Raw genomic sequence first — 21,324 nt, 5'->3', positions numbered from 1 at the left:
GATTTTTATCCGCCGGGCACGCCACTAAGCGCGCTGGCGGTCAGATTTGATCGCTCTGCCGCTAAATTAAGCAATACGGGGAAACGCATGAGAAGCTCGCATTATCTGGTGACCGCTTCGGTCCTCGCCGTCGCCACGGCCCTTTCGGCTGGTCAGGCCGCGGCTCAAACCACGGGCGGAAACGCGCCCACCGTGGTTGAAGAGATCGTCGTCACCGGCTCGTTCATCGCGGGCACGCCGGAAGACGCCGCCCTGCCCGTCAACGTCATCGGCAATGACGAACTTCAGAAGCAGGGCTCCCCCTCGACCGTCGACCTGATGAAGTCGATCCCCGCCATGCAGGGCGTCGTCGGTGAATCCAACCAGTTCGGCGCCGGCCAGACGACCGGCACCAGCAGCGCCAACCTCCGCGGCCTCGGCGCCGAGCGCACCCTGGTGCTGTTCAACGGCCGCCGCATGGCCACCTCGCCCGGCTCCATCTATGTGGACACCAACCTGATCCCGAGCGCCGCCATCGGCCGGGTCGAAGTGCTGAAGGACGGCGCGGCCGCCACCTACGGCTCCGACGCCATCGGCGGCGTGGTCAACTTCATCACCCGCAAGAACTTCGACGGTCTGGAGCTCCAGGCTGGCTATTCGGCGATCGACGGCTCGGACGGCGAGTACAACACCAGCGTCGCCTACGGCCACACCGGCGACCGGTCGAGCATGCTGCTGACCGCTGGCTATCGCCACCGTTCGCCGCTCTCGACGACCGAGCGCGACTTCGCGATCCGCTCCTACGCCGAAAACCCGCAGGGCGGCTGGTCCTCCTTCGGCAATCCCGGCCTGTTCCTGTCCAGCACGAACGGCGGCGTCACCTACACCAACCCGGTGACCGATCCGGCCTGTAACGTGATTTCCGGGCCGCAGACGGGCTCGCTCTGCCAATTCCAGTATGTGGGCTTCAACAACCTCATCGAGGAAGAAGACCAATGGCAGCTGTACGGCGAGTTCAACTTCGACATCGATGACACCACGACCTTCCATGTCGAGGCTCTCTATGCCGGCCATGACGTGTCGAGCGAAGCCTCCTCGCCCTCCTATCCGCCGAACAACTTCCCGTCCTCGGCCCTGACCACCAAGATCCAGGGCAACGGCTTCTTCGTTCCGTCCGCCAATCCCGGCCTGCAGGCCATGCTGGCGACCTATCCGGGCCAGATTCCCGCCTCGGCCGCCACGGCCGGCCTCTTCACCTCCGTCGCCTGGCGTCCGATCGGCGTTGACGGCAACGACCTGTTCGAGGGCCTCGGCAAGGAAGACAAGCGTCGCTTCGACGCCTATCGCATCTCGGCGAGCCTGAAGGGCGAGTTCGAGTTCGGCGGCGGCATCGGCTGGGACGCCTCCATGACCTACATGGACGACACCAGCGACGTCGCCACGCCCGACATCCTGGTCGGTCGCCTGCAACAGGCGCTCAAAGGCCTCGGCGGCTTCAACTGCTCGGGCACGACCCCGGGCGCCAACGGCTGCCTCTGGTTCAACCCCTTCTCCTCCGGCATCGACGCCAATGCGGTGGACGGGCGGACCAACCCGAACTACGTGGCGAGCACCAAGAACAGCCGCGAAGTCCTGGACTACATCTTCGACGAATACGCCTATTCGATCCGCTCGCAGCTCTACACCGCCGACCTGGTGTTCAACGGCCGGCTGCCGATCGACTTTGGCGGCGGCGAGATCGGCTGGGCCGCCGGCGCCCAGTATCGCTGGAGCGGTCTGGAGCGTCAGAACAGCGACTTCACCAACGTCGCCGTCAGCCCCTGCCCCGACTCCTCGATCAATCCGGCCGCCACCTGCGCGGCCCAGAACGGCCCGTTCAGCTTCTTCGGCGCCCTGTCGGACTATGACCTCGACCAGTCGGTCGTCTCGGCCTTCGGCGAACTGAGCGTTCCGATCACCAACGACATCACCGCCACCCTGGCGGTGCGTCACGAGGACTACGGCGGCAATGTCGGCTCCACCACCAACCCCAAGGTGGCGCTCCGCTGGCAGGCGTCCGACTGGCTGGCGTTCCGCGCCTCGGCTGGCACCACCTTCCGCGCCCCGCCGATCACCCAGATCACCTCGTCGTCGACCACCTCGCTGGCCTACACCACCGCGGCGGGCGGCTACCGAGCCTATGACACCTTCGGCAACCCGAACCTGGAGCCGGAAGAGGCGGTGACGCTGAACCTCGGCGCCCTGTTCGACTTCGGCGACTTCCGCGCCTCGATCGATTACTGGGCGTTCGACTTCGAAGGTCCGATCGACAACGAGTCGGGCTCCGACATCGTCAACACCATCTTCCCCAACGGGGCGGCTGGGGCGAACAACTGCGCCAATCCTGAGTTTGCGGCGCTGCTGTCGCGGATCACCTTCACGGGCGCCTGCAGCGCCTCGGCGATCAACCGGGTCCGCATCAACTTCGTGAACGGTCCGGACGTGAAGACCAGCGGCCTCGACTTCTCGGCCACCTACCGGGCCCGGGACGTGCTGGGCGGCGACATGAACTTCGGCGCCGACCTGACCTATGTCCTGGAATACGCCGTCGACGCCAATGTCATCGAAGGCGTCGAAGTCGCCCCGGCCACCGACTATGTCGGCACGATGGACTACCTCGGCTACGGCTCTCAACCGCAATGGCGCGGGTCGTTCTACACCGAGTACACCCGCGACATTCACAACGTCCGGGCGACCATCCGCTACATCGACAACATGGTCGACACCCGTGCGGGCTCGGCGACCTTCTCCAACGGTCCGGACGGTCAGAAGATCGACGCCTTCGTGACCACCGACATCGCCTATCGCGTGTTCCTGCCCTGGGACACGACGGTCAGCGCCTCGGTGATCAACGTGTTCGACCAGGACCCGCCGTTCGCGCGCCTGGACCTGTCCTACGACCCCTTCACGGCCAACCCGCTCGGCCGCTACTACAAGGTGAACGTCACCAAGCGCTTCTAAGACCAGAAGCCTTTGGCGAAACGAACTGGGGCGGCGCTGCGTGCGCCGCCCCTTTTTCGTGGGCGATGGGAATCCTGAGAGGCTACGCCGCCGCGTCGCAGGGCCTGTCCCTGCGACGGCCCGGCCTCAGGGCTCGTAGTTGAGGATGGGGCTGAGCCAGCGCTCGGCTTTCTTCAGGTCCCAGCCCTTGCGGCGGGCATAGTCCTCGACCTGGTCCTTCTCGATCCGTCCGACCCCGAAATAGTGCGACTGGGGGTGGGCGAAATAGAGCCCCGACACCGACGAGGGCGGGGTCATGGCGAAGCTCTCGGTGAGCGCGATGCCGGTCTTCTCCGTGGCGTCCAGCAGACGGAACAGGGTTTCCTTCTCCGTGTGGTCGGGCTGGGCCGGATAGCCGGCCGCCGGGCGGATGCCCTGGTACTTTTCGGAGATCAGGGCGTCGATGTCGAAGGGCTCGTCGGGCGCAAAGCCCCAGAGCTCGGTGCGGACCTTGCGGTGCATGGCCTCGGCGAAGGCCTCGGCCAGGCGGTCGGCCAGGGCGGCGGCCAGGATGGCGTTGTAGTCGTCGTCGGCAGCCTTGAACCGCTCGGCGATAGCCGCCTCGCCGTGGCCGGCGGTGACGGCGAAGCCGCCGATCCAGTCGGGCTTGGTCCCGATGGGCGCGATGAAGTCGGCCAGCGCCACATTGGCCTTGTCGCCGGTCTTGGCGATCTGCTGACGCAGGGTGTGAAAACGGGCGAGTTCGGTCACCCGGGTCTCGTCGGCATAGACCACCACGTCGTCGCCATCAGCGTTGGCCGGCCAGAAGCCCACCACGCCCTTGGCGGTGAACCACTTCTCTTCGACGATGGTCTTCAGCATCGCCTGGGCGTCGGCATAGAGGTTGCGGGCCGCCTCGCCGACCACGTCGTCCTCCAGGATCTGCGGGAAGCGGCCCACCAGCTGCCAGGAGGCGAAGAAGGGCGTCCAGTCGATATGGGCGGCCAAATCCTCCAGGTCCCAGGCCTCGAAGCTGCGCAGCCCCGTGAAACTGGGCCTGGGCGGATCATAGTCGGCCCAGTCGATGGAGAAGGCCTTGGCGCGGGCCTCCGCCAGGCTGGAGCGGGCGCGGTTGGTAAGCCCCCGGGCGTACTGCTCGCGCACCTTGACGTATTCAGCCGCCGTCTCGGCCTGGATGCGGTCGCGCTCGCCCGGCGACAGGAGGCCCGAGACCACGCCGACGGCCCGGCTGGCGTCCAGCACATAGGTGGTGGAGCCGGCCTTGTAGGATGGCGCGATCTTCACCGCCGTGTGGGTCTTGGACGTGGTCGCCCCGCCGATCAGCAGGGGGATGTCGAAGCCGCGGCGCTCCATCTCGGCGGCGACAAAGACCATCTCGTCCAGGGACGGCGTGATCAGGCCTGACAGGCCGATGATATCGACCCCGTGGGCCTTGGCCTCGTCCAGGATGCGGTCGGCCGGGACCATGACGCCCAGGTCGATGACCTCATAATTGTTACACTGCAGGACCACGCCGACGATGTTCTTGCCGATGTCGTGGACGTCGCCCTTCACCGTGGCCATTAGGATCTTGCCGGCGGCCTCGCGGGGCTTGCCCTCCTTCTCGGCCTCCATGAAGGGCATCAGATAGGCCACGGCCTGCTTCATCACCCGGGCGGACTTGACCACCTGGGGCAGGAACATCTTGCCTGAGCCGAACAGGTCGCCGACCACGTCCATCCCAGCCATCAGGGGGCCTTCGATGACGTGCAGCGGCCGTTCGGCCTGCTGGCGAGCCTCCTCGGTGTCGGCCTCGATGAACTCGGTGATGCCCTTGACCAGGGCGTGCTTCAGCCGCTCGGCCACATCGCCTTCGCGCCAGGCGAGGTCGGGACCCTTGGACTCGCTCTTGCCGCCCTTGTACTTGGGCGCCAGCTCCACCAGCCGCTCGGTGTTGGAGATATTGGTCCGCTGCGGCCGGTTGAGGATCACATCCTCCACCGCCTCGCGCAGTTCGGCCGGGATCTCGTCATAGACCGGCAGGTCGCCGGCGTTGACGATGCCCATGTCCATGCCGGCCTGGATGGCGTGGTAGAGGAAGACCGAGTGGATGGCGCGGCGCACCGGCTCGTTGCCGCGGAACGAGAAGGAGACGTTGGAGACCCCGCCAGAGACCCGCGCATAGGGCAGGCTTTCCTTGATCGCCTTGGTCGCCTCGATGAAATCGACGGCGTAGTTGTCGTGCTCCTCGATCCCCGTCGCCACGGCGAAGATGTTGGGGTCGAAGATGATGTCCTCGGGCGGGAAGCCGACCTCGTCCACCAGCTTGCGATAGGCCCGGGTGCAGATCTCCACCTTCCGCTTTGCAGTGTCGGCCTGGCCCTGCTCGTCGAAGGCCATGACCACGACGGCGGCCCCATAGCGCAGGCAGGCCTTGGCCTGCTCGACGAACTTGGCCTCGCCTTCCTTCAGGCTGATGGAGTTGACGATGGACTTGCCCTGCACGCAGCGCAGGCCGGCCTCGATCACCTCCCACTTGGACGAGTCGATCATCACCGGGACCCGGGCGATGTCGGGCTCGGCGGCCATCAGGTTGAGGAAGGTGACCATGGCGGCTTGCGAATCCAGCAGGCCCTCATCCATGTTCACGTCGATGACCGAGGCGCCGGCCTCCACCTGCTGGCGGGCCACCGACAGGGCGGCGTTGAAGTCGCCCTCGATGATCAGCTTCTTGAACTTGGCCGATCCGGTGACATTGGTCCGCTCGCCGATATTGATGAAGGTGGGACGCATGAGGCTCCGATAGACGGTCGCGCCGCAGCCAGGGGCGCAGCGTCATAGGTTCTTCAACAGCCCTTCTCCCGCATGGCGAAGGGCAAGCCAAGGGTTCAGGCCAGCTCGAACGGCTCCAGGCCGGCCAGGCGCAGGGCGGTGGCGCGCTCCGGCGGCTGGCGCGGGGTCATGCCGCGGACCTCGTCGGCCACGTGGCGGATGTGGTCCGGGGTCGTGCCGCAGCAGCCGCCGAGGATGTTGACCAGGCCGCTCGCAGCCCATTCGTGCAGCTGGTGGCCGGTCTGGTCGGGGCTCTCGTCATACTCACCCATGGCGTTGGGCAGGCCGGCATTGGGATAGGCCGAGACGAGCGTGTCGGCGATCCGCGCCAGCTCGGCGATGTGCGGCCGCATCAGGTCGGCGCCGAGCGCGCAGTTCAGGCCGATGGCGAAGGGCTTGGCGTGGCGCACCGAGTTCCAGAAGGCCTCCACCGTCTGGCCCGACAGGGTGCGGCCCGAGCGGTCGGTGATGGTGCCGGAGATCCAGATCGGCAGGGGCTCATAGCCCTCGTCTTCCAGGTCAAGGATCGCCTTGATGGCCGCCTTGCAGTTGAGCGTATCGGTGATGGTCTCGATCAGGAACAGGTCCACGCCCCCGTCATGCAGGGCGATCATCTGCTGGCGATAGGCCTCGTAGACCTGGTCGAAGGTCACCGTCCGCGCCCCCGGATCGTTCACGTCCGAGGACATGGACAGCATGCGGTTCAGCGGACCGACGGAGCCGGCGACGAAGCGCGGCTTGTCCGGCTCGTTCTGCGTCCAGCGGTCGGCCACCTCGCGGGCGATCTTTGCACCCTGGAAGTTGATGTCATAGACCGCCTCGCCCGCCTCATAGTCGGCCTGGGCGATGGTGGTGGCCGAGAAGGTATTGGTCTCTGAGATGTCGGCGCCGGCCGCGTAGTACTGGTCGTGCAGCTCGGCGATGATGTCGGGCCGCGTCAGGCAGAGGATGTCGTTGTTGCCCTTCATGTCGACGGGATGGTCCTTGAACCGGTCCCCGCGATAGTCGGCCTCCGCCAGCTTGCGCTTCTGGATCATGACGCCCCAGGCGCCGTCCAGGATCAGGATGCGCTCCTTGGCGGCGGCCTTGAGGGCTTCGATGCGCTGGGCGCGGCCGGGATGGACGTGGCTCATTGGGCGGCCTCCTGCTGTTTGGCCAGCTCTGTGCGGAAGGCGGCCTCGCTCGCGGCGACCACCCTCTGCAATTCCGTGGGATCGACGAAGGGGCTTGGCCCGCCCTCCCTCATGGCGGCGCGCTTCTTCGCCAGGCCAAACTGTTCGGCGTGCGGCGCCAGGAAGACGTCGGCCTTCATGGTCTTCAGCCGCGCGAAGGTCTGCTCATAGTCGCCGACGATGCCGGGATACTGCGGGCCCTTGTCGGCCGAGACCAGGCGATTGGCGGCCACCGAAGTGGAGCAATAGATCATCGCCTGACGGGTCTGGCCGTCCACCTCCAGGGGGAAGGTCCAGGTGGTGCAGCCCGGCGAATGGCCCGGTGTCAGGTGGGCGCTCAGCGCCACGCCGCCCAGTTCCACCTTGTCGCCGTCCTGCAGCACCCGGTCCACGGCCACGGGCTTGAAGGCGAAGATCTCGACCTCTTCCGAGCCAGGATAGGTTCCGCTTTCCAGCGCCCCGCGGTCGCCCGCGCTGGCGGCCAGGGTCGCGCCTGTGGCGGCCTTCAGATCGGCCAGGCCGCCGGTGTGGTCGAAGTGGGCGTGGGTGTTGAGGATCACCTTCACATCCTTGGGCTCAAAGCCGAGCTCGCGGATCGAGGCCAGGACCAGCGGTGCGCTGGTGGGCATGGCGCCGTCGACCAGGATGTGCCCCTCCGGCGTGGTGATCAGATAGACCGCGATGGACTCGGTGCCCACATAGTAGAAGTTATCGGCGATATGCAGCGGCTCGCCCGGCGCGCTCCAGCCCGTCGGCAACTGGGCCTGGACGCCGCTGGCGATCAGAAGGGCGCCCGCGGCGCCGAGGATCAGGCTTTTCAGGTTCATGCGGCGGCCTCCGTAGGAGCAGGACCTGCCTCTCGCACGCCGAGCACCCGGCAAATGGCGTAGACGAGGTCGGCCCGGTTGAGCGTGTAGAAGTGGAAGTCCGAGAAGCCTTCCTCGGACAGGCGGGCGCACATTTCGGTGGCCACCGAGGCGGCGACCAGCTTGCGGGTCTCCGGGTCCTGGTCGAGGCCCTCAAACAGGTTGGACAGCCAGCCCGGGATGGTCACCCCGATCCGCTGAGACATGGTCGACAGGCCCTCGAAGCTGGAGACCGGCATGATCCCCGGCAGGATCGGGATGGTCACGCCCGCCTTGCGGATCTTGTCGATGAACCGCAGATAGCCATCGATATCGAAGAAGAAGTTGGTGATCGCCCGGGTTGCGCCCGCGTCGATCTTGGCCTTCAGCACGTCGATGTCGTGGTCCACGGACGGGCTTTCCGGGTGGATCTGCGGATAGAGGCCGACGCTGACATCGAAGGGCGCGATAGCCCGGATGCCGGCGGTCAGCTCCGTGGCGTTCTGATAGCCATCGGATCGCGGCGTATAGGCGCCGCCGAGCGACCCGGGGGGATCGCCGCGCAGGGCGACGATATGGCGGATGCCGGCGTCCCAATAGTCCTGGATCACCTCGTCCACCTCGGCCCGGCTGGCCTCGACGCAGGTCAGGTGGGCGGCGGGCTTGAGGGTAGTTTCCTTGAGCATCCGCACCACCGTGCGATGGGTGCGGTCGCGGGTGGAGCCGCCGGCGCCATAGGTCACCGACACAAAGGTGGGGTTCAGCGGCTCCAGGCGGCGGATCGCCTCCCAGAGGCTCGCCTCGCTCTTGGGTCCCTTGGGCGGCGAGAATTCGAAGGACACCGACGGGCGCTGGCCCACGCCGGCGCCAGCGCGGGCGACAGGACCCAGGGCGTTGGGAGGGACAAAGGTCATGCGGCGGTCCTTTTGCGGAGCGGCGCGCGCTCGGCGCTCCAGATCTTGATGGTCAGGCCGGCGGCCTGGGTCGGCGGCAGGGCGCTGGCCTGGATCTGGCCCAGACCGGCGTCTTCCAGCCAGCGCTCCATCTCGGCGTCGGAGAAGCCCAGACGACGATGTTGATGCTCGTCGCGGAGATGTTCCAGGCCGTGGGGGGCGAAGTCGATGATCAGCAGGCGACCGCCCGCCGCCACGAGGCGTCCGGCCTCGCGCACGGCGACCGCGGGCTCGTTGAGATAGTGCAGCACCTGATGGACCACGACGAGATCGGCGCTCTCGTCCGGCAGCCGGGTGCCGAAGATGTCCCCGTGCCGCAGCTCGCAGTGATCCAGGCCCGCCTTGCCCACATGGCTGCGGGCGATGTTGAGCATCTGTTGCGACAGGTCGAGGCCCAGCGCCTGCTCGGCTTGAGGCCCCAGCAGGGTCAGCATCCGGCCGGTGCCCGAGCCCAGGTCCACCAGGCGGCGGAAGGGGCCAGGGCCGGCGGCCTTGCGGATCGCCGCTTCGACGGCTTCATCGGCGACGTAGAGGGCGCGGATCTCGTCCCAGCGAGCGGCGTTACGGGCGAAATAGGCGCCGGCCTCGGTCTCGCGCTCGGCCTGGACGGTGCGCAGCCGTTCGGCGTCCCGGGCCAGGGCGGGGTCGTCGGGCTCGATGACATCGAGCACCTCGTCAACCAGCCGGCGGGCCTCGCCGGACGTCACCAGGCGATAGAAGACCCAGGCGCCATCGGGAAACCGCTCCACCAGGCCGGCCTCGGCCAGCAGTTTGAGGTGGCGGGAAACGCGGGGCTGGCTTTGGTCCAGCACACGACAAATCTCCAGCACCGCCAGCTCCTCGTGGGCCAGCAGGGCGAGGATGCGCAAACGCGTCGGCTCGCCCGCCGCGCGCAAGACATCGACAACCTGAACGGTGGAAAGCGCCATGGGTCACATAAAGATATCCTTATGTGATTATGTCAAGCCTGAGCTGGAGGTCAGGCGGCCTGCTTCTGATCCTCATAGCCCCATTCGGCGGCCACCTGTAGGGCCGGCGCCAGGTCGTCTGCCAGGCGCTGGCGGACGGCCGCCCACACCTCAGCCTCGCAGGCCTCTTCCAGGGCCAGGTCGAACAGCCGGGCGAAGGCGCGCAGATCCGTTCGCGCTGTCTCCGGGAGCGTGGGCGCCTCCTCGGTGAGCAGGACATCATAAAGGCGGCAAAGATCCATGAACGCCCCCGTGGGTGGGACGGATAGGGGGGCGGCATAAGCGTGCATGAGACTGACCCGAAACTGGTGGCCAGTTGGAATGCCTGTCGCCTCGTCGAGTTCAGGCCCGTCGGACGATTCACGCGAATGTCACGCCCGCGACCTCAGGGAACCGGGCTGAGCAGCGGCTCTCCGGCGAAGTGGCGGCGCAGGTTTTCCTGAGCCTGCCCGATCATCTTGGGAATGGATTCCAGAGTGCCTCCCGCCGAGTGAGGCGAGAGCACGATATTGGGTATGTCGGTCCAGCGGGCCGCCGGGGTCGGCTCCTGCCAGAAGACGTCCAGGGCCGCACGGCCCAGGCGCTTGTCCTTCAGCGCTGCGATCAGGGCGTCTTCATCGACCACCGAACCGCGGGCCACATTGACCAGCAGGCCCCGCGGCCCCAGGGCCTCGATGACCTCCTGCGAGATCAGGTTGCGATTGGAGGCGTCGGCGCGGCAGGCGACGATCAGGATGTCGCTGGCCTCCGCCAGGGCGAGGAGGCTGTCGGCCCGGGGCCAGCGCAGATCGGGTTTGGGGTTCGGCCCCCACCACGCCACCTCCAGGCCAAAGGCCTCGACGCGGACGGCGCAGGCTTGGCCGATATGACCCATGCCGACCACGCCCACCTTGCGGCCCTTGAGCGCCGGGCGCGCGCCCAGCCGGTCGTCGGGCGCCCATCGGCCCTCGCGCACATGGCGGTCGCCCTCGACGATGTTGCGCCAGGACGCGACCAGCAGGCCGACGGCGTGGTCGGCCACATCCTCGGCGTTGAGCCCGTCGGCGTGGGTGACTTCGATCCCGCGGGCCCGGCACCAAGGCACGTCCACCCCATCGTAGCCGACGCTGATATTGGCGATCAGGGCGAGCTTCGGCAGGCTCGTCAGGAATTCGGGCTCCAGGACCACCTCGCCGGCATGGGCGATGGCGACCACCTCGGCGCGATCAGCGTCGGCCAGGTCCCACCGACGGACCACGCGGTAGCCCTTGGCTTCCAGGCCGGCCTGCATGGGGCCAAGCATGACGTGGGACAAAAGCATGACGGGCGGGGAGGCGGACATGGGCGATGCTCCAGGCTTGCTCCCCGCCCTATAGCTGGTGCTGCGGCCCTGTGACCAGGGCGACGCCGTCAGGCTCGGACCGGCAGCTTAGGCGGCCGCGGCGTGGCGACCTTCGGCGATCTCCTCGATCAGCTTCTTGCAGAAGGCCGGGATGTCGTCGGGCTTGCGCGAGGTGACCAGGCCCTGGTCGACCACCACCTCCTTGTCGACCCACTTGGCGCCGGCGTTTTTCAGGTCTGTCTCAAGGGAGGGCCAGGAGGTCATGGTCTTGCCCTCGACGCCGCCGGCGTCGATCAGGGTCCAGGGACCGTGGCAGATGGCGCCGATGGGCTTTCCGGCCTTCACGAACTCGCCGATGAAGGCGATGGCCTTTTTCTCCAGGCGCAGGGCGTCGGGGTTGATGACGCCGCCTGGCAGAACCAACGCGTCATATTCGCCCGCCTTGGCCTTGGCCAGTTCCACGTCGACGGGCGTGGTGCGCCCCTTGTCGTGATGCTCCCAGCCCTGGATCTCAGGGCCCTTGGGGGCGATCACATGAACCGTGGCGCCCGCCGCGGTCAGGGCCGCAACCGGCTGTTCCAGTTCGGATTGCTCAAAGCCGTTGGTGGCCAGCACGGCCACCTTGGCGCCTTCGATACGAGGGCTCGCCATGGCGTTCTCCTTTTCGGGGTTGGAATGTCCCGCGGAGAACAGGTTGGATGGCCGGAGGTTCCGCAGCGCAGCTTTCCCTCCGGCCCTATCTTTTTCAGATGAAAATCCAGTCGCCGCTCAGGCTCGCCATGTTGACGCCGACCAGGGTCATCTGGCCGCCGCCGCCCATGCTGATCACCGTATCGGCGCCCACCTGGGCCACGCTGTAGGTCGTGCCGGGATCGAGCTGCACCCGGTCGCCCTCGGCGCGGCTGAAGTCCAGCACCCGGTCAATGCCCGCGTCGCCGAAGGTGTGGAAGATGTCAGCGCCCGAGCCGCCGCTGATGGTGTCGCTGTCCCGGTCGCCCGACATCCAGTCGTCGCCGGAGCCGCCATAGAGGATGTCGTTCTGCTGACCCCCACGGACGATGTCGTTCCCATCGTCGCCATAGCAGGTGTCGACGCCGAGGTTGCCATAGACAATGTCGCCGCCGGCCTCGCCGCTCAGGTGATCCTGGTCCTTGCCGCCGACCACCCAGTCGTCGCCGGCCCCGCCGCGCAGGGTGTCATTGCCGGCGTTCCCATGCAGGTCGTCGAACTCGCCGCCGCCGGTCAGGCTGTCTGAGCCCTCGTCGCCCCGGAGATAGTTTCGGCCATCCCCGCCCCAAACCGTGTCATTCCCCGTCCCGGCGAAGACCGTGTCGGCCCCGCCGTCACCATAGACACGATCGTCGCCGCCCTGGCTTCGCATCAGGTCGTTCGCCCAGGAACCGGTGATCAGGTCGGCGCCGCCAAAGATCGGTAGCTGTCCCAGCGATATATCGTTGAGCATGCCAAAAGCGACGTCCACCACTGAGACGGATGCGTCATACAGGTGAAGCAGCGTCACCCCGTTCGATGTCTGGCTGAACTGGGTGATCGTCCCACCGACGAGCTCGCCTGCCCCGTTGAAGACGAAATTTCCCCAGTAGCGGTCGGTGATCCCGCCGCCCTCGGCTTGCGCGAAGCTGGACGAGTAGTTCGTGATCAGCCGGTCGCCCAGCACCCCCAGGCGCAAGGTGTCAAAATTCAGCTCAGCGCCCGCGTTGATAATGGCCACGACACGACTCCCCCAGCCGCAACAGACGGCGAAGGAGACCTAGCGTCCGGCCTGAGAATTCACAACCCTGGGTCGCCGAACGGGCGAAGTCCTAACGACTGAACTTCTGGAACTTGAGCCGGTGGGGGATGATGCTGTCGGTGCCCAGGCGGCGCTTCTTGTCTTCCTCATAGGCGTCGAAGTTGCCTTCGAACCACTCCACATGGCTGTCGCCCTCGAAGGCCAGGATGTGGGTGCAGAGGCGGTCAAGGAACCAGCGGTCGTGGCTGATGACCACGGCGCAGCCGGGGAAGTCCTCGAGCGCGCTTTCCAGGGCCTGCAGGGTCTCCACGTCCAGGTCGTTGGTGGGCTCATCGAGCAGGATGACGTTGCCGCCCGAGGCCAGGGTCTTGGCCAGGTGGACGCGGTTGCGCTCGCCGCCTGACAGCAGGCCGACCTTCTTCTGCTGGTCGGCGCCCTTGAAGTTGAACGAACCCACATAGGCCCGGCTGATGATCTCGCGGGCGCCGACCTTCATCACGTCGAGCCCGCCGGAGATTTCCTCCCAGACGTTCTTGTTGGGATCGAGCGCATCGCGGCTCTGGTCCACATAGGAGAGCTGGACAGTCTCGCCGAGGCGAATGTCGCCGGCGTCCGGGACTTCCTGCTTGGTGAGGAGCTTGAACAGGGTCGACTTGCCCGCCCCGTTGGGGCCGATGACCCCGACAATGCCGCCGGGCGGCAGGCGGAAGGTCAGGTCCTTGAAGAGCAGCTTCTCCCCATAGGCCTTTTCCAGATTGTCGGCCTCGATGACCACCTGGCCCAGCCGGGGCCCGGGCGGGATCTGGATCTGGGCGAAGGACTGCTTCTCACGCTCCGAGGCGTTGACCAGTTCGTCGAAGGCCGCCAGGCGGGCCTTGGACTTGGTCCGGCGGGCGGTGGGCGAAGAGCGCACCCACTCCAGCTCCCGCTCCAGGGTGCGCTTGCGGCTCTCGCTCTCGCGGTCTTCGATGGCCGAGCGCTTGGCCTTCTGTTCGAGCCAGGAGGAGTAGTTGCCCTCGTAGGGCACGCCCTTGCCGCGATCGAGCTCCAGGGTCCACTTGGTCACCTGGTCCAGGAAGTAGCGGTCGTGGGTCACCAGGATCACGCAGCCCGGGAAGGCCTCCAGGTGATGCTGCAGCCATGCGACGCTCTCGGCGTCCAGGTGGTTGGTGGGTTCGTCCAGCAGCAGCATGTCGGGCTTGGACAGAAGCAGCCGGGCGAGCGCCACGCGGCGCTTCTCACCACCGGAAAGCTTGTCCACCGGCCAGTCATTGGGCGGGCAGCGCAGGGCGTCCATGGCCATTTCGATGCGGGAGTCGATGTCCCACAGGTCGCCGGCGTCCAGCTTCTCCTGGAGGCCGGTCATCTCCTCCATCAGCTCGTCGGTGTATTCCTCGCCCATCTTGGCGGCGACGGCGTTGTAGGCATCGAAGATCTTCTTCTCTTCGCACCAGGAGATGACATTGCCCCAGACGTCGAGCTTCTCGTCCAGGTGCGGCTCCTGTTCGAGATAGCCCATCTTCACGCCGTCGGCGGCGCGGGCCTCGCCGGTGAATTCCTTGTCGATGCCGGCCATGATCTTCAGCAGGGTGGACTTACCCGAGCCGTTGACCCCCACCACCCCGATCTTGGCGTCAGGGTAGAAGGACAGCCAGATGTTCTCGAACACCTTCTTGCTGCCGGGATAGGCCTTGGTCAGGCCCTGCATCTGAAAAATATGTTGCTGCGCCATGGATGGTGCCGCGCCCGCCTTTGAAACTGCGATTTCGGAATTGGTGCAGGAAATAGACGCCCCCCGCCTGCGGCGCAACCGCAGGGACGTGATCGGGCGGAACAAGCGCCCGGCTTCACGCATTCCTTTGGCAACAGACGAGGCGCCCCCGCACCTCCCGAAACCGAAGGAGTTTCCGATGCATAAGGATCAAGTCGAAGGCGCCGCCAAGGATATGGGCGGCAAGGCCAAGGAAGCCGTCGGCAAGATGACCGACAACGAGCGCCTGGAAGCCGAAGGCAACATGGATCAGGCCGAAGGCAAGGTCCAAAAGGGCGTCGGCGACCTCAAGGAAGGCGCCCGCGACGCCCTCAAGAAGTAGGCCTCGCGACACAGACGACAAAGGACGCCGCTCCCCCGGGGGCGGCGTCCTTTTTTTCTGTTCAAGCCTGAGCCATAAGGCCTCGGCGGCGGGGGTCGCGGGAACTTGTCTGCAGAGCTCGCGTGCGAGGTTTCGGTGTGACGTTGGTTCGCGTTCGATTTCGCCCCTTTGCGCTGGGCTTCGATGTCGCCGTCCTGATCGGCGCCGGCCTGGTTGGCCTATTCTATCTCAATCGCATCTTCACCCCATGGCCGCTCTATGCCGGTGACGAGGGCGCCTATCTGATCCGCGGCCTCTATGGCGACCTTCTGGCCGGTCATCCCGAACGGCATCCGACGCTGCAACCGGTGGGCAATACGGCCTACCTCGCGCTCATTCGCCTGGTGCAAGGCCTGACCGACAACCTCCTGCCCTGGCTTCGGTTGATCGGGGCGGCGGGCTATGTGGGCGGCGTCTGGATCGTACATCGCGCCGTGCGGATGCGGCAGGCGCCGCGTGTCGCCGGGTGGGTCCTGCCGGCGGCGCTCGCCTATCCGTTTCACCGCTTCGTGGTCACCGCCATGCCCGAGGGGGTCTTCGTCCTGGTCCTGGCGGCCATGGTGGCCGCCAGCGCGCTTTGGGCGGCCCGCCGGCCCTGGGCTCACGCGGGCCTGATGGGGACCTTGTGCGCCCTGCTGGTCCTGATCAAGCCCCACGGCGTGACCATGGTCCCGGCCATGGTGATCCTGCTGGCCGCTCTTATGGCGGCAGGCCAGCGCCGGCCCCTGCCCGTCCTGGGGCAGCTGACCCTGTTCGTCGTCGCCTTCCTGGCCACGGGCGCAGGGATCGAGCTTCTCGCTGGCGACGCCGGAAGCGCCCTGACCTTCTTCATGGGCGCGGCCTATGGCGATCACTTCGGGCGGGTTCCCGAGCAACCCGTCCGCACCGCCGCCATCACCCTACTGTCCCTGGGTTCGGCGACCCTGCTTCTGGCCGGCGCGCCCCTGCTGGCCGGTGGCCTAGCGGTGGTCCAGCGCTGGCGCCGCCGCGAGCCCCTGGAGCGCGACGAGGCGGCCTTCGTGCTCGTGGCCGCCGCCTTCCTGGCCGCGCTGGTGATGATCCTGGTCTTCGCCCTGAAGGTCTCGGCCATCCCAGGCGAAGGCGGCCGGTTATGGGGTCGCTATTTCGAGTTCTATGTTCCTCTGCTCTGGATCGTCGCTGGCGGTTCCCTGGCAGGGTTCTGGCGAGCCGCAAGGTGGTCCCGGCGCCTGCTGCTCGCGGCCCTGCCGATGGCGGGACTGTTCGGCCTCGTGGCCGCCTGGCGGCTCGGCGTCCTGCTCACCCCCTGGGACAGCGGCGCGCTCTCGGCCTTCTATCTGCCGCATCTCGACCGCTGGGGCTTCGTACCGCCAGCGCCCTATCTGCTCTTGTCCGCTGGCGTCGTAAGCATGCTCGCCCTCGCCCTTCTGCTCGGTTGTGACCTGATCCGCGCCTGGGCGGCCACCTTCGTCGCCCTGGGCCTGATTTCCACCCATTTTGATGACGCCTGGGTCAGCAAAGAGATCGCGGGGGCCCGCGCCGCCGCCCAGCAGGATCTGCAAGTCGCCCGCGGGTTGGCGCCGGCCGACAGCCTCCCGGCCGTCATCGCCTATGACCACAACATGAGCCACATGGCCTTCATGGCCTATGAGGGCGAGGTTCAGATCCTGGTCCGCCCCCCGGGCCCCGTGCCGCCCGCGCTCCTCGAAGGGCGTAGCCAGGTGGTGACCATCGGCGGCGAGCCGCTCCCTGCGCCCTGGCGCGTCACCTACGCCGGCGAGGCCCTGCGCATCTATCAGCGCGAAGGCGTCGCGCCATGATCTCCCGTCGCGCGGCCCTGGGGCAGTTGGGCGCTCTCGTGCTGGCTTCCTGCGACAAGGCCGAGCCGCGCCCGGACCACAGCTGGATCGGCGAGATCAATTGGCGCGACGACTTTCGGCGGTTCGAGGCCCCCGGCCTGCAGGTGGTCCGGAGCTGGGACTTTGCCGCCACGCTGCACGGATTCGTCGCTGAGGGTGGCGAGCTTAGCCATCAGCCCGGCGTCGGCGCCAAACTGGTGAGCCGGTCGGGGGACCCGAAGCTTAGATCCCCGAACGGCATCGACCTCCCAGGCGATGCGGCGAACCTGGTGCTGGTCCGCATGGTGCGCGTCCTCGCCGCCGGCCCCTGGGACGGGGCGCTCTACTACGCGACGGCGCGTCGCGGGGAATCGGCGGCCTATATGGCCTTGCCAGTCGCGACGTGGCCGCCAGAGACCGCCTCGCCCATCACCCTCGTTTACGACATGGCCAACCCAGCCCGCGGAGGCGACGACTGGACTCGTAGCCAGATCTCGCAACTTCGGCTCGACACAGAGGCTGCGCCGGGCGGCGTGGCGTTGATCGCGCAGATCGCTTTGGCGCAGCGCGGCTGAGGAAGCCTCCCTTTCGGCTGGGCAAGGCTCCTCCGCGGCCGTTAAGTGCCGTCAGGCGTAGCGTGAGCGGGGGCGCAAACATGGCAGGGCCGACGGCGGTGTTGGGCGTGGAGAACGCCAGCTTCTATTACGGGGCCACCCGGGTGTTCGAGGGGGTGACCTTCGCCCTGGACGCCGCGCGCACGGCCCTGGTGGGCGAGAATGGGGCCGGCAAGTCGACCCTGCTCAAGTGCCTGACCGGCGAACTGGAGCTGAACAGCGGCAAGATCATCCGGTCGCGGGGCCTCAAGGTAGGCTATGTGCCCCAGGAGGCGCCTGAGCACCTGCTGGAGCTCACCGCCCGGGAGGTGCTGGCCACCGCCCTGCCCGAGGACGGCTCGGAGGACTGGCGGATCGACGTCCTTCTGGACGAGTTCGAGATCCCGGCCGAGCTGGCAGAGACGCAGTTCGCCGCCCTCAGCGGCGGCTGGCGGCGGCTGTTCCTGATCGCCTCGGCCGTGCGTCTGGCCGAGGCGGACCTGCTGATCCTCGATGAGCCGACCAACCATCTCGACCTCGCCAACATCAACCGCCTGGAGCGGTGGCTGGACGCCGAACGCCGCCTGCCGATGCTGATCGTCAGCCACGACCGCGCCTTCCTGGAGCGGACCACCAGCCGCACGGTTTTCCTGCGGGCCGATGGAGCGCACAGCTTCGCCCTGCCCTTCGTCGCCGCCCGCGCCGAGCTGATGGCGAGGGACGCGGCCGAGGCGACCCGCCGCAAGCTGGAGGCCAAGGAGATCGATCGGCTGGAGGCCATGGCCGCCCGCTATCGCCAGTGGGGCGTCCTGAACGACAAGTTCCACAAACGCGCCAAGGCCACCGAAAAGCGCATCGCCCGCATCGAGGCCGAGCGGACCGAGACCTATGTGGGCCGCGAGCGCCGGCTGGAGCTGGGCGAAGGCGAGATGGACGCCAAGGTCGCCCTGCGGCTAGCCGACGTCACCGTCACCACCCCGGACGGTCGCGCCCTCTATCGGATCGAGCGGCTGAACATCGCGGTCGGCGATCGGATCGCGGTGCTCGGGATCAACGGCGCCGGCAAGTCCATGCTGCTGAACGCCCTGGCGAGGGCCTATGACCCGGCCCAGACCCACTATGACGGGAGCGCGCCCATCCGCTTCAACCCGTCCATCCGCATGGTCTATTTCGACCAGGCGATGCGCGACCTGCCGCTGAAGACCAGCCTGTTCGACTATGTGGCCGGGGCCGAGGCGGCGACCAAGACCCAGACCAACGCCCTGCTGGCCAAGGCCGGCTTCTCCCACGCCCGGGTCAGCGGACCGATCGGCGATCTCAGCCACGGGGAGCGGGCCCGGCTGATCTTCCTGCGGCTGAAGCTCGCCCGACCCAACCTCTATCTGCTGGACGAACCGACCAACCACCTGGACATCGAGGGCCAGGAGGCCCTGGAAGGTCAGCTGGAGGAGGCCGAGACCACCTGCCTCTTCGTCTCCCACGACCGGCATTTCACCCGCACGGCCGCCACCCGCTTCGTGGAGATCCGCAAGGGCCGACTGGTCGAGGTCGAGGGGCCTGAGGACTTCTTCGAGGCCCAGTAGCGCCTCAGTAGGCGGGCCGCCCGAAGAAACCGCGGCGCGGGGGTTGAGGCGCAGCGATGGGGACCGGGCTTCCGTCCACCTGATAGCCGCGCTCATAGCCGTCATGGCTCCAGCCATAGGCCTGTCCTCCATAGGCCTGCTGGCCATAGGTCTCGGGCGTGGCGAAGGTCAGGGGCGGCGCAGCTGTCAGCGGCAGGCAATAGAGCCCCTGTGTCTGGCCATAGGGATCGCAGCCCTCCGGCGCATAGAGGTAGTTGGGCGAGAGGTTCGGCCGGGCCTGACTGTCGAAGACCAGGCCGCCCCGCGGGCCGCCGAAGCGGTTATGCTCGATCACCGGCGCGCCGCCGGCGAAATAGCCGCCGTACTCGTCTCCCCAGACGGCGGACTCGCGGACCACGACCTCGCCCCAGTCGGAGATGATTCCCCGACGGGCGCGGACCCGACTGCGGATCAGCTCCAGCTTGGCGCCGCGGTCCACATACAGGCCGGTGATCCAGCCGCCCACATAGCTGTTCTGCACCACCAGCTTGCCACCGCCGCTGCGCAGGCCGCGGACGGTGACCCCGGTCGAGCCCGGCAGTGCGCCGCCCTCGGCCACCACGCCCACCTGCACCAGGCGGCTCTCGCCGGCCGCCGGCGTGATGTCCAGGCCGCGGACATCGGCGGGGATGCGGACCTGGCTGAAGTCGAGGGTCGCGGTGTCGGCCAGCACGGCGGCGTCGTTGGTCCGGGCCTCGATGGTGGTCTGGCGGGCGATCAGCCGGCCGCCGGAGACGAAGATCGCCGCGGCCTCGCCGCTGTAGCGGACGTAGCTGCCCACCAGGGCGAGCTCCGCATCTACGGCCTCAATGCAGGCGCTGCGGCCGGCCTGGTCGGACTCGATGATCAGGTCGCGGATCTCCACCCCCCGCGTCCCGGGCGCCAGGCGGATGCAGGGCGCGCCCGCGGGCGCCGAAAGCCGGGCCGGCTGGCTGGCCTGGCCGGTGGCGAAAGCCGGCGTTCCCTCGCCGATGATGGTCACGGGGCGATCAATATAGACCGTCTCGCGACAGACCCCGCCCCGGGCGCGGATGAACAGCACGCCGCCGTCGGCCAAGGCCCAGAGGGCGTCGGAGATGGGATAGGGGCCAAGGCTCGGATCGGCGCAGTCGATGCTGAGGCTGTTGAGATAGCCGCCGGCGGGCGGATAGGGCGCGAGGGGCGGCGGGCGATGGTGATGCTTGGGCTTGTGGCTGGGCTTGGTCCAGGGGGCCGGGCGATAGGGCGAGCGCAGGGGCGGGGTGATCAGACCGCCGAAGTTGGGGCGGATCTGAGCGTCCACCTTGGCGTCGGGATAGGCCATGGCCGGACTGGCCAGGAAGACCAGGCCCAGAGCTGCGGCGAGCGCGCCGGCCAGGGCGGCCGTTCGGCGGAATCGAGGGGTTTGAGCGGTCACCGTCATGGCCTTTGTCAGGTTCGCGGTGCGCGGGAGACCTGGGCCAGGAGCTCGCGCAGCCTTTGGGCTGAGGGTTTGAATCCGGCCAGCGCCCCGTCGATCTGATAGACCACGGCGCTCGCCTTATCCTGATCGGCCACCCCTTCCATCCCGAGGGAGAAGAAGGTGGACATGGCGTACTTGGCCTCGGGGCTGCCCTGCCGGTCGGCCTGGGAGAACCAGTAGAAGGCCCGCGCATAGTCCCGCGGCAGGCCGACCCCCTCGGCGTACATCACCGCCAGGGTGAGCTGGGAGCGGGCCTGACCGCTCACAGCCGCGTATTGGATCGCCCGGACCTCCTCCAGCGGCGACAGCCGCCCGGTCATCGGCCGGCCCAGCATGGCCTGGAAGGTTTGGGCCTCGGTCGTGCTCAGCTCGGCCTTGGTGAGGATCGGCTTGGGGATCACCTGCAGGAAGGCCAGGGCGTGACCCACATGCAGGAAGGGCAACTCGTCCAGCCTCGACAGGGCCAGGGCCGCGGCCTCGCCGGTCGGCGCGGATTCGTCGGAATGAGGCAGGCCGGATTCCGGCGCCTCAGGCGGATAGAATTCGAAGGGCGGCGTCCAACGCTTGGCCTTGGCCTCGGCGTCCGAGCCGAGGGCGGCCCGGCCTGGCGACGAGCGCTCGAAATCCTTGAGCATCACGAAGCCGGCCACGTCGCCGCTCTGGGCGGCGAGGTAGTTGAACTGGTAGACGTCCATGTCGTTGCGGGTGAACAGGGTGGCCGCGGCCGGGAGGCGCCGGCCCTCCAGCTTCCGAGGTTCGATCGGCGAGGCCTCATTGGGATCGCCAAAGGGGCCAAATCCCACGTCGTGCAAGCGCGCCAGGGTGCGGAAACCTTCGGCCCCTTGCGTGGACAGGACATAGATGACCCGGTCGCGCACCTCCTGGCGTTCGTCCGAACTCATGCGGCCGAGCAGATGCTC

General features: G+C 67.5%; 17 protein-coding genes. 5 read left to right on the top strand and 12 right to left on the bottom strand.

The features are described from left to right. Positions 1-87: 87 nt before the first annotated feature. A complete protein-coding gene (locus V7702_RS03480; RefSeq protein WP_335648756.1) occupies positions 88-2,979 on the top strand; it encodes a TonB-dependent receptor in 2,892 nt (963 codons plus the stop codon). A 126-nt stretch (positions 2,980-3,105) separates the two neighbouring features. Here the strand turns inward: V7702_RS03480 and metH are convergent, their stop codons facing one another. The 10 genes from metH to ettA form a co-directional block, all read right to left on the bottom strand. Continuing rightward, the gene (gene metH / locus V7702_RS03475) at positions 3,106-5,751 is read right to left on the bottom strand and encodes a methionine synthase (RefSeq protein WP_335648755.1); all 2,646 of its coding nucleotides are present in this window, start codon (positions 5,749-5,751) and stop codon (positions 3,106-3,108) included. Positions 5,752-5,846: 95 nt separating this feature from the next. Continuing rightward, the gene (locus V7702_RS03470) at positions 5,847-6,923 is read right to left on the bottom strand and encodes a homocysteine S-methyltransferase family protein (RefSeq protein ID WP_335648754.1); all 1,077 of its coding nucleotides are present in this window, start codon (positions 6,921-6,923) and stop codon (positions 5,847-5,849) included. Continuing rightward, positions 6,920-7,789 (bottom strand): subclass B3 metallo-beta-lactamase, encoded by an 870-nt coding sequence (bla, locus tag V7702_RS03465; protein WP_335648753.1) that lies wholly within the window; start codon positions 7,787-7,789, stop codon positions 6,920-6,922. The genes V7702_RS03470 and bla overlap by 4 nt, the downstream gene beginning before the upstream one ends. After that, positions 7,786-8,721, bottom strand: a complete 936-nt coding sequence (metF, locus tag V7702_RS03460) for a methylenetetrahydrofolate reductase [NAD(P)H] (protein WP_335648752.1) — start codon at positions 8,719-8,721, stop codon at positions 7,786-7,788. The genes bla and metF overlap by 4 nt, the downstream gene beginning before the upstream one ends. Then, complete coding sequence (locus V7702_RS03455; protein WP_335648751.1) at positions 8,718-9,689, bottom strand: ArsR/SmtB family transcription factor; 972 nt, start codon at positions 9,687-9,689, stop codon at positions 8,718-8,720. Before V7702_RS03455 ends, metF begins: the two co-directional genes overlap by 4 nt. Before the next feature lie 50 nt (positions 9,690-9,739). Beyond that, the gene (locus V7702_RS03450) at positions 9,740-9,970 is read right to left on the bottom strand and encodes a hypothetical protein (RefSeq protein ID WP_335648750.1); all 231 of its coding nucleotides are present in this window, start codon (positions 9,968-9,970) and stop codon (positions 9,740-9,742) included. A gap of 143 nt (positions 9,971-10,113) precedes the next feature. After that, positions 10,114-11,049, bottom strand: a complete 936-nt coding sequence (locus V7702_RS03445) for a 2-hydroxyacid dehydrogenase (RefSeq protein ID WP_335648749.1) — start codon at positions 11,047-11,049, stop codon at positions 10,114-10,116. A gap of 87 nt (positions 11,050-11,136) precedes the next feature. Further along, positions 11,137-11,700: a type 1 glutamine amidotransferase domain-containing protein gene (locus V7702_RS03440; RefSeq protein WP_335648748.1), complete on the bottom strand. Its 564-nt coding sequence runs from the start codon at positions 11,698-11,700 to the stop codon at positions 11,137-11,139. A 94-nt stretch (positions 11,701-11,794) separates the two neighbouring features. Next, complete coding sequence (locus V7702_RS03435; protein ID WP_335648747.1) at positions 11,795-12,778, bottom strand: calcium-binding protein; 984 nt, start codon at positions 12,776-12,778, stop codon at positions 11,795-11,797. Between the two features lie 91 nt (positions 12,779-12,869). Continuing rightward, on the bottom strand, positions 12,870-14,531 hold the full coding sequence (gene ettA / locus V7702_RS03430) for an energy-dependent translational throttle protein EttA (protein ID WP_335648746.1): 1,662 nt from the start codon (positions 14,529-14,531) through the stop codon (positions 12,870-12,872). Between ettA and V7702_RS03425 the strand changes: the two genes are divergently transcribed. From V7702_RS03425 to V7702_RS03410, 4 genes are all read left to right on the top strand, one after another. Beyond that, positions 14,530-14,892: a CsbD family protein gene (locus V7702_RS03425; protein ID WP_335648745.1), complete on the top strand. Its 363-nt coding sequence runs from the start codon at positions 14,530-14,532 to the stop codon at positions 14,890-14,892. The genes ettA and V7702_RS03425 overlap by 2 nt on opposite strands. Positions 14,893-15,029: 137 nt before the next feature. Beyond that, complete coding sequence (locus V7702_RS03420; protein ID WP_335648744.1) at positions 15,030-16,730, top strand: hypothetical protein; 1,701 nt, start codon at positions 15,030-15,032, stop codon at positions 16,728-16,730. Next, positions 16,727-17,323 carry a hypothetical protein gene (locus tag V7702_RS03415; RefSeq protein WP_335648743.1) on the top strand — a complete coding sequence of 199 codons (597 nt, stop codon included), beginning with the start codon at positions 16,727-16,729 and terminating at the stop codon, positions 17,321-17,323. The genes V7702_RS03420 and V7702_RS03415 overlap by 4 nt, the downstream gene beginning before the upstream one ends. Before the next feature lie 80 nt (positions 17,324-17,403). Further along, a complete protein-coding gene (locus V7702_RS03410; RefSeq protein ID WP_335648742.1) occupies positions 17,404-18,924 on the top strand; it encodes an ABC-F family ATP-binding cassette domain-containing protein in 1,521 nt (506 codons plus the stop codon). A gap of 4 nt (positions 18,925-18,928) precedes the next feature. Here V7702_RS03410 and V7702_RS03405 read toward each other — a convergent pair whose 3' ends face one another. Both V7702_RS03405 and V7702_RS03400 read right to left on the bottom strand, forming a co-directional pair. Further along, a complete protein-coding gene (locus V7702_RS03405) occupies positions 18,929-20,365 on the bottom strand; it encodes a hypothetical protein (RefSeq protein ID WP_335648741.1) in 1,437 nt (478 codons plus the stop codon). Between the two features lie 8 nt (positions 20,366-20,373). Beyond that, positions 20,374-21,324: tetratricopeptide repeat protein (locus V7702_RS03400; RefSeq protein ID WP_335648740.1), on the bottom strand; the 951-nt coding region annotated here is incomplete at its 5' end.

The sequence above is a fragment of the Phenylobacterium sp. genome (assembly GCF_036963605.1).
GTDB lineage: Bacteria > Pseudomonadota > Alphaproteobacteria > Caulobacterales > Caulobacteraceae > Phenylobacterium.
The sequence above is the reverse complement of the archived record's forward strand: the minus strand, read 5'-3'. Positions and strand labels throughout refer to the sequence as shown.

Coding starts and splice junctions, on each gene's coding strand:
- V7702_RS03480 (WP_335648756.1), top strand. CDS start 88: ATGAGAAGCTCGCATTATCTGGTGACCGCTTCGGTCCTCGCCGTCGCC.
- metH (WP_335648755.1), bottom strand. CDS start 5,751: ATGCGTCCCACCTTCATCAATATCGGCGAGCGGACCAATGTCACCGGA.
- V7702_RS03470 (WP_335648754.1), bottom strand. CDS start 6,923: ATGAGCCACGTCCATCCCGGCCGCGCCCAGCGCATCGAAGCCCTCAAG.
- bla (WP_335648753.1), bottom strand. CDS start 7,789: ATGAACCTGAAAAGCCTGATCCTCGGCGCCGCGGGCGCCCTTCTGATC.
- metF (WP_335648752.1), bottom strand. CDS start 8,721: ATGACCTTTGTCCCTCCCAACGCCCTGGGTCCTGTCGCCCGCGCTGGC.
- V7702_RS03455 (WP_335648751.1), bottom strand. CDS start 9,689: ATGGCGCTTTCCACCGTTCAGGTTGTCGATGTCTTGCGCGCGGCGGGC.
- V7702_RS03450 (WP_335648750.1), bottom strand. CDS start 9,970: ATGGATCTTTGCCGCCTTTATGATGTCCTGCTCACCGAGGAGGCGCCC.
- V7702_RS03445 (WP_335648749.1), bottom strand. CDS start 11,049: ATGTCCGCCTCCCCGCCCGTCATGCTTTTGTCCCACGTCATGCTTGGC.
- V7702_RS03440 (WP_335648748.1), bottom strand. CDS start 11,700: ATGGCGAGCCCTCGTATCGAAGGCGCCAAGGTGGCCGTGCTGGCCACC.
- V7702_RS03425 (WP_335648745.1), top strand. CDS start 14,530: ATGGATGGTGCCGCGCCCGCCTTTGAAACTGCGATTTCGGAATTGGTG.
- ettA (WP_335648746.1), bottom strand. CDS start 14,531: ATGGCGCAGCAACATATTTTTCAGATGCAGGGCCTGACCAAGGCCTAT.
- V7702_RS03415 (WP_335648743.1), top strand. CDS start 16,727: ATGATCTCCCGTCGCGCGGCCCTGGGGCAGTTGGGCGCTCTCGTGCTG.
- V7702_RS03410 (WP_335648742.1), top strand. CDS start 17,404: ATGGCAGGGCCGACGGCGGTGTTGGGCGTGGAGAACGCCAGCTTCTAT.
- V7702_RS03405 (WP_335648741.1), bottom strand. CDS start 20,365: ATGACGGTGACCGCTCAAACCCCTCGATTCCGCCGAACGGCCGCCCTG.